The organism is Sphingomonas sp. PSPC2-2, from assembly GCF_049897725.1.
Taxonomy (GTDB): domain Bacteria; phylum Pseudomonadota; class Alphaproteobacteria; order Sphingomonadales; family Sphingomonadaceae; genus Sphingomonas.
The window spans coordinates 1-8,799 of sequence record NZ_JAFCWU010000024.1 but is presented as its reverse complement, the minus strand read 5'-3'; the positions used below and the strand labels follow the sequence as shown (position 1 = coordinate 8,799).

General features: G+C 63.7%; 8 protein-coding genes. 5 read left to right on the top strand and 3 right to left on the bottom strand.

Annotated features, from left to right (window positions below; genetic code table 11):
- Positions 1 to 440: 440 nt before the first annotated feature.
- From ACP7BY_RS20775 to ACP7BY_RS20760, 4 genes are all read left to right on the top strand, one after another.
- Positions 441 to 1,415 carry a DUF2493 domain-containing protein gene (locus ACP7BY_RS20775; RefSeq protein WP_029622706.1) on the top strand — a complete coding sequence of 325 codons (975 nt, stop codon included), beginning with the start codon at positions 441 to 443 and terminating at the stop codon, positions 1,413 to 1,415.
- 167 nt (positions 1,416 to 1,582) lie between these two features.
- The gene (locus ACP7BY_RS20770) at positions 1,583 to 5,401 is read left to right on the top strand and encodes a hypothetical protein (protein ID WP_010405784.1); all 3,819 of its coding nucleotides are present in this window, start codon (positions 1,583 to 1,585) and stop codon (positions 5,399 to 5,401) included.
- Between the two features lie 71 nt (positions 5,402 to 5,472).
- The gene (locus tag ACP7BY_RS20765; protein WP_010405783.1) at positions 5,473 to 6,051 is read left to right on the top strand and encodes a hypothetical protein; all 579 of its coding nucleotides are present in this window, start codon (positions 5,473 to 5,475) and stop codon (positions 6,049 to 6,051) included.
- A gap of 120 nt (positions 6,052 to 6,171) precedes the next feature.
- Positions 6,172 to 6,516 carry a hypothetical protein gene (locus tag ACP7BY_RS20760; protein WP_137903286.1) on the top strand — a complete coding sequence of 115 codons (345 nt, stop codon included), beginning with the start codon at positions 6,172 to 6,174 and terminating at the stop codon, positions 6,514 to 6,516.
- Between the two features lie 67 nt (positions 6,517 to 6,583).
- On the opposite strand, the gene ACP7BY_RS20755 is transcribed toward ACP7BY_RS20760, so the two are convergent.
- Positions 6,584 to 6,757 (bottom strand): hypothetical protein, encoded by a 174-nt coding sequence (locus ACP7BY_RS20755; protein ID WP_154651314.1) that lies wholly within the window; start codon positions 6,755 to 6,757, stop codon positions 6,584 to 6,586.
- Positions 6,758 to 7,026: 269 nt separating this feature from the next.
- Complete coding sequence (locus ACP7BY_RS20750) at positions 7,027 to 7,608, bottom strand: hypothetical protein (protein ID WP_137903285.1); 582 nt, start codon at positions 7,606 to 7,608, stop codon at positions 7,027 to 7,029.
- Positions 7,609 to 7,924: 316 nt separating this feature from the next.
- On the opposite strand from ACP7BY_RS20750, the gene ACP7BY_RS20745 reads away from it, so the two are divergent.
- Positions 7,925 to 8,149: a hypothetical protein gene (locus ACP7BY_RS20745; RefSeq protein ID WP_010405781.1), complete on the top strand. Its 225-nt coding sequence runs from the start codon at positions 7,925 to 7,927 to the stop codon at positions 8,147 to 8,149.
- 113 nt (positions 8,150 to 8,262) lie between these two features.
- Here the strand turns inward: ACP7BY_RS20745 and ACP7BY_RS20740 are convergent, their stop codons facing one another.
- A complete protein-coding gene (locus tag ACP7BY_RS20740; protein ID WP_010405780.1) occupies positions 8,263 to 8,481 on the bottom strand; it encodes a hypothetical protein in 219 nt (72 codons plus the stop codon).
- Positions 8,482 to 8,799 lie beyond the last annotated feature (318 nt).

Below are 8,799 nucleotides of genomic sequence, written 5' to 3'. Positions count from 1 at the left end.
TTCCCTTTCGGAATCTCAGCCGGCTCATCACCGACACCGGTAAGTCGGTCAGGCAGAAACTGTGCCAGTAAGTTTCGTTCGGTAGAACACTCCTTTCTTCTCGCGCCACAACGGCGCACGCCCTGCGGGTAACGATCACCTTGCGGTGGCCCTTGGGGCGAGGGGGTACCTTAAAAAATCTCTCTCTCTGAATGCCTAGATATGACGTGCGGGGATCCGAGCCCGTCAAGGATGAGCGGTTCCCCCAATTTTCGCGCGGCCCGCCACTCTCGCTTCGCTTCGTTCTGGGCCCCGATAAAATCGGCTCCCCCACTCCCCGCTGGCGCGGCGTTAACCGGGGTCCGGCTGCGCCGGCTTCCCGGTTAACGTCCCTGACTGCCACGACCGCCGCACGTCGAATGAGAAGCCTCATCGAATGGATGAGATTCATGGAGGCTATCATGACCAACTTCACCAACTTTGCCGACCTCGCCAGCCACATTGCGGCCGCGCGCGAAAATGAAGACCTGACCCAGACCTATGAGGGAGCGTTCATCGAGCATAGCGAGATGGCGAAACTGAGCATTGTCGAAGCGCCCGAGGCGCTGGACATGCCCGATCCGGAGCAGGTGCGAGCGGCTGTCGAAATGATGATGCAGACGATGTTCGATGTGCTGCGCGACACGCGCATGGAGCCGTTTGCCACCGATCTGGTCTGGGGGTTCGCCAACAGCTTCCATGTCGTCGCCAAGCGGATCGAAGGGCGGGAGGACGACGCTGCGAAGAAGCTGGGAGAACTCGCCCGTGCTTACGATCCGTCAGAAATCTACGCGACCGAATTGGAGGACACGCAGCTGCTCTGCCAGACGCTGCAGGGGTGCCGCGAGGCCATGGAGTGCATGCGCGACCACGCCGCCGAAATGTACCGCGTCGAGACCGGCAAACCATTCTCCCCGGTCCGGGGAAGCCGGGTGTCGAGCGCGCTCAACGCCTCGATGATCGATGCCCGCGACTATCTGGCCTCGCGTGCCCGGGAGCGGCGCGAGCAGTTCGCCCCCGAGGGACCGGTGGTGGCATTCTCCGGAGGACAGGCATGGGAAGATGCCGATCTGCTCTGGAACGGACTCGATGGCATCAAGGCGCGCATCCCGGAAATGATCCTTGCGACCACGGCTCAGGCCAAGGGCTGCGATGCCGTGGCGCACGCTTGGGCGGCCTCGCGCGGCGTGAAGGTCATACAGTTCCGGCTTGACCGGAGCCAGGGCAACCGCGCCGCCTTTGTCCGCAACGACCGCATCCTCAACCTCAAGCCGGTTGAAGCCGTCATCTGCGAAGGGTCAGGCATCCAGCAGAACCTCGCACAGAAGCTGCGGCAGGCCGGCGTCCCGCTGCACATCGTCCGCCTCGCGCATCAGCGCACCGCACAGCGGGCGTGAGCCCCTTGTGGAGAGGTCCTGGCTGCGGCCGGGGCCTCTCCTCTTTTTCTTTGCGTCGGCATGCGGCGCTCAGGGGCATCGAGCCCCTTCGCGCCGCCCGGGACTGACCTTCGGTCGTGGAACAACCTTTCGTTTCGCCGGCGCAGCAGTCACGATAGGAGGGAGGGATGTTCACGATCCATCCCGACGAAATCAAAGACTTTACGGGCGACCAGCTCGTCGGGCTGCTGCGCCGCCTGCTCTATGCGGAAGCCCGCAAGGCTGGCGTTCCGCTGCGGGGCGTCGAGGTTCCTCTCCAGATCACGGTGGCCGATGGCGGCCAGGACGGAAGCATCTTTTGGGAGGGCGGCAAGGATTCGACCGACTATTTCCCGGGCCGCGACATCGTCTTCCAGTGCAAAGCCAAGGACAGCGGCGACGCACAATGGAAGCGCGAGGTCTGGACGAAGCCGACCCAACCGCCGCGCATCGAGAAAAAGGCGCTGAGCGACGCCGTCCAGGGCGCGCTCGACCGCGGCGGCAGCTATATCGGGATAACCGCCAAGCCGCTTGTGAACCCCAAGCCCGATGACCGCGTCGAGGCGATCCGGCAGGGTATCATCTTGGCCGGTGGCAATCCCGACAAGCTCGCGGCGATCAAGGTCTATGAGGGCAACGCGCTTGCCGCCTGGGCCAGTACACACCCCGCCGTCGCGGTCTGGATCAAGCAGATCAACGCCAGGATCGACCTCGCCGGTTTCTCCACGCTCGATCATTGGGGGACGCGCGCCGACATAACGACGCCGCCCTTCGTCGACAGCCCCGACCGCCGGTTCTCGCTGGGGCCTCAAACCGCCGATGCGATCGACTTCTCGCAGCTCGCCGAGCGCCTGGCGGACGAACTGGACCAGCCTCGGACATCGGCTCGCATCTGGGGCGCCTCGGGTATCGGCAAGACGCGGTCGCTCTATCACGCCCTCAGCACCAGCACCGGCCTGCGCGGGGGCTCGACCGCCGCCAATTTTATCTTCTGCGACTATCGTGAGGTGCGCGACGACCTGTGGAAGGTCGCCAACCAGATCGTCAAGGAGCGCTCCGTCGCAGTCCTCGTCGTCGATGGCTGCCCGCTCGAAGAGGCGCGCCGCCTCAACGAGATCGCGCGCGCGGCCGACAGCGAGCTTCGCATCATCACCCTCGGCGCCGATGGCATCGACCATGACGATCAGTGCGTGATGATCCGGCCCAACCAGGCCGATCGTTCCACCATTCGCGCCATCCTGAAGGCCGGCCTTCCCAAAGCAAAAGGCGACGAACTCGATTATCTTACAGACTTCTGCGACGGCTTCCCCAGGATCGCCGTGCTGGCGATCGAAACCTATGGGAAGAGGAGCATCCTCAAGTCGGCCGACGATGTCGCCCAGCAGATGCTTCACGCCGCCGGTGCCCACCGCGAGACCATCCGCGCTCTGGAATGCCTCTCGCTCTTCGAAAAGCTCTCGCCCGACGACAATCCGGCAGATTTCGACGACATCGCCGAGACGCTCGTCCACATGAAGGGCGAGCTGATGTACGAGAATCTCGTCATCGCCGCAGGGCAGCATCTGGTCGGTCGCAACTATGGCGCGATGAACGCTCAGCCCCGGCCGATCGCCGATTTCCTCGGTCGAAGGCGGCTTGAGTATCTGCGATCTTCGACTCTAGTCGACTTTCTCGATCGGGCGATGCCGCACCACCGCGATGCGACGCTCGCAAGGTGGCGCTATCTCAGGCCGTCGCCGACGTTGAGCGCGGTCATCAACATTCTCCTGCGCGGCATCCTCGCCGACGACAAGATCGTGCATCCCGACGCGGCGGCCTATCTTTCGGCCGTCGTCCGCGTCGAGCCCGATCGCATCGCCAGAGCACTTTTCGACGCCATTGGCCGACCGCCGCTCGACGATCTTGCCGCGATCCCCGTCACCGACGCGCTGATCGACGCCCTGCGGTTTCTCGCGGGCCGAGAGGACAGCTTCTGGGCTGCCGCTCGAATGATCTTGCGCCTCGCTGCCGTCGCCGAGACCGAAGGTTCGCCGCCGATCGTCAGTCTTTTACGCCAGATCTTCCAGGTCGCGGCGGCCGGAACACAGGCTGACGATCGTCATCGCCGTGAGGCGCTGGAGGAGGCGCTGGAAGAAGACGACCCACGCATTCGGCGCGCCGGCGTCGAGGCGCTCGGCGGCATGATCCAGACCTATCTCACCCGCTCTGCGGAGTTCGAGCAGACCGGCGCCGAGCCCTTTCGTCCCGAATGGAGGCCGCCCGACCAGAGCACGATGTACGCCTATTTCAACTGGGCGCTGGAGCGTCTGCGCGAAATCTGGGGCAAAGCCCCGGAACTGCGCGCGGCGATCGAGGAGCATGTCGCGGGCGACTTGCGCAACCTGCTCGCGCCTGAGCTTCTCCCGGCGATCGACGCTTTCGTGCGCGAGGTCGTCGCGGGCGCCGGCCATTATTTCCGCGCCACGAAGAGCATCGGCGACTGGCTCTATTTCGACAGCACGGAAAAGCCGACCAAGTTCTCGCGCGCGGTGCGCGCCCTTTACGACGCGACGCTCCCCAGAGATCCCGTCGACCAGGCCCTGCTCCATAGCCGTTTCTGGATGTCCGACCTCCACGATCCCGACAAGCGCTACGCACAGGACCAGGAGAGACCCGATTATGATCGGTCCGCCAGAATTGTGGCCACGCTCGCGCCCGGCATTGCCGGAGATGATGACCAACGCTTCCGCGCGATCGAGGCGTTCGCCACTCAAAAGCTGAACACGCCTGGCCCCTTTGCTGTCGCCCTTGCCGACCATCTGCCCGATCCGGTGTCTGCGTTCGAGCACGCGGTCCGCGCGCTCGATGCCAGCGGCAACCATGAAGGCGTGAACTTCGTCGGGACGCTCCTCTCAGCGCTCGACAAGCGGCTCACCGAACGGCCTGACGATGTCAAAAAGCTCGTCGGCATGGCGCGAGCATCCGAGATCTTCGCGGCGAACCCGATCTATATACCAACGTCGCTGCGGGTCACCGACGACCGGCTGGACGAGTTCGCCACGGATGTCCGCGAGGGCAAGGTCTCGCCCCGCCAAAGCACGGTGATTTCCCATGGCAGGCGCCTCGAGCAGGTCTCCATGGCCGCGCTCGAGCGGTTCATTGCCGCGTTGCTCGATCGAGGTGAAGACGGCGGCGGATGGGCGGCGCTCGAAATCCTCTCGCTCCTCCTGCACGACAACAAGGCACCGTCGGCCGAGATGATCGAACTGGTGAAGCTCGCCTTGCTTTCGCCCTCGATCGCCGATGATAGCGACGGCCATGCGGCGAACTCGGAGTATAATTACGACCGGCTGTTCCAAGCGCTCGAAGCGTCCGCCGCGATCGACAAGATTTTTGCGCGCGCCGTCGCCCTCCAGATCGAACAGGCCTGCCGCACGACGGGCGCGCGCTACGGCCGTCCTTCGGACGCGCTGCGCGTGGGGCTGGCGATGGTCGTCAGGCACGCACCGGATGAAGTCTGGCCGGTCCTGGCCGGCTTCTACGAGATCGCGACCCGCGTTGAACGCGAGCGCCTGAATGCCATCGTCTCGGCGGCCAAGCCGTTCGCTTATGACGAAACGCGTACCGGCGCCGGCGCACTGTTCGAGGTACCGCTAAAGCTCATGCTCGATTGGGTGAAGGCCGATCCGGATGCCCGAATCGGGTTCCTCCTCACCTTCTTCCCGATCCTTGAGCAAAATGGCGAAGTCTTCGCCTGGCATCCTGCCTTGCAACAGCTCGCCAAGCTCTATGGCGGCCGCAAGCGTTTCCGCGAGGCCCTTCGCGAACGCATCTATCCCAGCTCTTGGGGCGGGTCGCTCAATCCGCATCTCAGCAGCTTCAAGGCGCCGCTCAAGGCCTGGACCGCCGACTGCGTCATTGGTGATTGGGCGACCGGCATGCTCGCTAGTGTGGAGCGGTCGCTGGAGAATGATTTCTACGGGCGCTGAAGTGCCCGGACCCCCCGAGACGGATAAAGAAGAGGAGGAGCGAGCGAGCGGTTCCAACGAGGGAGGACGAGATGTCCATCACGTTCCGCATAGCTACCGCCGCCGACGATCAGCCGCGTCCGATCGCCGCCATCAACGCCCGCCAACTGGCTGCCTTCAGAGCGTTCCTTCGCGAGGAAAGCGAGCGAACCGGCACCACGCTTCTCGATCCTGACTCGGCCGAAGACGCGTTCCTGTCTTATCATTTCGAAGCGCGGGTCTGCCCGTTGGCGCTCGCTGCGGTGACCGTTATCTTCGACTTCCAGACCGACGTCATCAGCGTTGTCGAGGAAGCGCAGTTTCGTTGCCGACGGGTGAGCGTCTACCGCGTCGACGAGAGCGGCACGATCAACTTGGCGGTCGCCTTGACATCAGACATGGGCCTCGAGCTTGACCTGGCCTCTGCCAATGCGTTCGCACTGCTCGAAGGCCTTGGCCTTCGCCCCGACAGCGTCGGCGAAATCCCGATCGATACGGTGCGCGCCCGGCTCGCCAATCCGGCCGTCCGGCGCCGCGCCGCCGAGCACGGCGTGACGGCCTATCTCGACCAGCTCGATCAGCTGCTCGCGACCGCAGATGCCGACGACACTTCGCGGCTGGAATGGGCCTAGCCTCCGTCCAAACCCGCCGACGAAGGAGGGCGCGCCGCTAACGCTGGCGCGCCCCTTTTTTGCCCGCCTGTCTCAAGCCTTGAAATCGACCCGACCTGTCCCGATCTTCCCTATAAGGGCGTGGCCACGCCCTTCCATGGACAGCGAATCAGAACCAGCGACACCGAAAACTCGAAACCAGCAAAACTCAGCAAACCGAAAAACAGCCAGCAAAACTCAGATCCAAACAGCGAACCCGAAAAACCAGCAAACAGCGAACCCAGATCCAAAAGCGAAACATGGAAACATAGAGGTTCGGCCTCTCAAAACACCGAGCAAGCGCGTTGCAACGTATTACCCCTTCAATCTGGGGGCGCGTCCCCATCGCTGGAAGTCAAAGCGATGGAATGGCACAATTTCGCAGAGATCCTGTTTGGACTCGCGGCTGTAATCACTGCCCTCAAACAGGGCGGCAAAAAGAAATGAACGACGGGGCGGCAGGTGCGAACCTGCCGCCCTTTCGCGTTCTGGAAAATCCGGCCTGGCGCGCGCTTCAAGATGCGCCGGGAGCTTGATCCGGACGCTTCCGCAGAAGCGTGTCGATCGCGCGTTGAAGCTGCGTGACGCTCGCTTCTTCTTTTACGTCCTGAAGCAGATTTTGAGCCTGCCGCATCAGCGCCAGTGCCACCGCCCGGGTGACGGCCGAGTCCTTCTCGTGATGTTCCATATCGCCAACTCGGAGGCACGCTCATGTCGCAACAGTGCTGGTGCGCCTTCCCAGACAACTCCCGCGCGCTGGGCGCGGGAGCCGGGGCTGGTAACACGTCGAGACATGCGCCTACGCTTTTAGTGCCGAGGCACCTGGACATATGCGCAGGCACCCCGGCGTGAAGACCACACCGAGTTGCCGTACTCGACGGGATTACCAGTCCCGGCGCCGCCGTCCGCAGCGCCTCTCGGGCCTAACACAGCGCCTTGGTTGAACCAACCAGAAGGTCACTTCTCACCATCTCCAATCCCGCGCGCGGGCCTCATCGAGCCGCAACCGCTACCGGCCGGAGTGCGTTCGTTATTCGGGGATAGGAGGGCGAGCTTGGACTGGAGGCGCTGCGCGTCAGCATGAATTCGGTCGGCCAGGTGGCGCGCTTCTTCTTCCTCCCAGACGAACATGGTCCGCTCCGCACGCCGATTTTTGAACGACGTCATCCGCACGACCAAAGTCCAACGACCGGCCTGATCGACGCTGATCTTGCCCAGGCCGTGGCAAAGCGGCGCGCGCACGCTGTCATGGTCACGGAATGCCTGGAGCGTCTTGAGAACCGTGGCCGCGCCGTCACCGAACGGGCCGTCCGGGGCGATCGCAGCAGCCAATGCCTCGAAGCGCTGGCCTACCAGATGAGGGAGTTTTACCAGGGCTCCTCGCTCCGCGTCCTGAGCCAACCGGTCCAGCGCCTCGGACACGGCATATTCGGCGCGCGAAAACGCGTTCAGGCAGCGGCCGCGCCATGCATTGACCGCCTCATGGACACTCGCCCACACGACGGTGTCGCCGGCGGCAATAGAAACCTGTTCGTTCACGGCGCTACCGTAGGTGTCGCACCTTAAGTTCAGGTTGCCACGCGCAAATGGCAGCCGGTGCGCCCCCATCAGAGGATAAAATCTCTCACAGAATTCCGAACATGTCGTTGAGGGAGCCACCGCGTCAAGGACGGCGGGGCCCCACCATTTTCTTCGGCGGAGCGAGCGGCAGTGCTTCCTTTCGGCGGCGGTGGCCGCCGAAGAAAATCGTGACCCCCACCGCCGCTACGCGGCGCCGGCTGTGCCGGCGTCCCTGACCCGGCGGCTCCCTCAACGACGACCTTTCCCCTGTCATTCAAGACGACAGGAGGACAACATGCAGATCATCACGACCGCCGCCCATGCCGACACCGCCAACTATCTCGCCGCGCTGGCCTTCGCCGAGCGTCGCGCTCTGCACAGTTTCTTCGATCAGCACGTCATCGAGGACGCGCCCGGGCGCTACGTCGCCATCGACGAAGGCGACTACAATGCGCTGCCGATGACGCTCATCGACCGGGTGGTCCACACGGTCCCGGGCCGGATGTCCGACGAGTTCTAAAGGATCAGGGGAGGGGCTCCGGCCTCTCCCTTTTTTTTGCTGGGAGAGGTACGGACATGGGGGGCATCGAACCCCCCATGTCCGTGCCGCGCCATTGGCGCGGCGGGTCAGGGTCAGGCTGCCAGCCGCTTCTCGACTGCCTCGATTCCGAGGGTCTTGATCCGGTCGGTGAGGGCCGCCAGCCGTTTGGCCTCGAGCTTGAGCAAGCCTGATCTTTCGACCGTCAAAATGGCCTGCTCGCGCTCTTTTTCTTCGAGCCTTCTGCGCCGCTCTTCCAGCCGACGCGCATCCTCTTCGAACGCCAAACGCTCCTGTTCCAGTGTCTTTGCCATATGGGCCTCGTGTTCAACGCTAATCGGGCTGTGAACACCGTGACTATAACGGCGATTACAGCGCGCCGGAAGAAGCAGGTGAAGGTGGGGGCGCATCGGGCTCATCGCCCGATGACGGCTCTATTCGCTAGAGATCCCGTCGTCCTGGACGGACGCCGGGATCAAAGCTCACGGAGCCAAGGCGTTTGCCTTGTCTCCGGTAGGGTCGACGCGGAACGCCTCTTTCGAGGATGTTCCAGCGCCTCCCCCCGAACCGTGCTTGCACCTTTCAATGCACACGGCTCTCCATTCCGCTGGTCAACCGACCGCCGTGGAGAT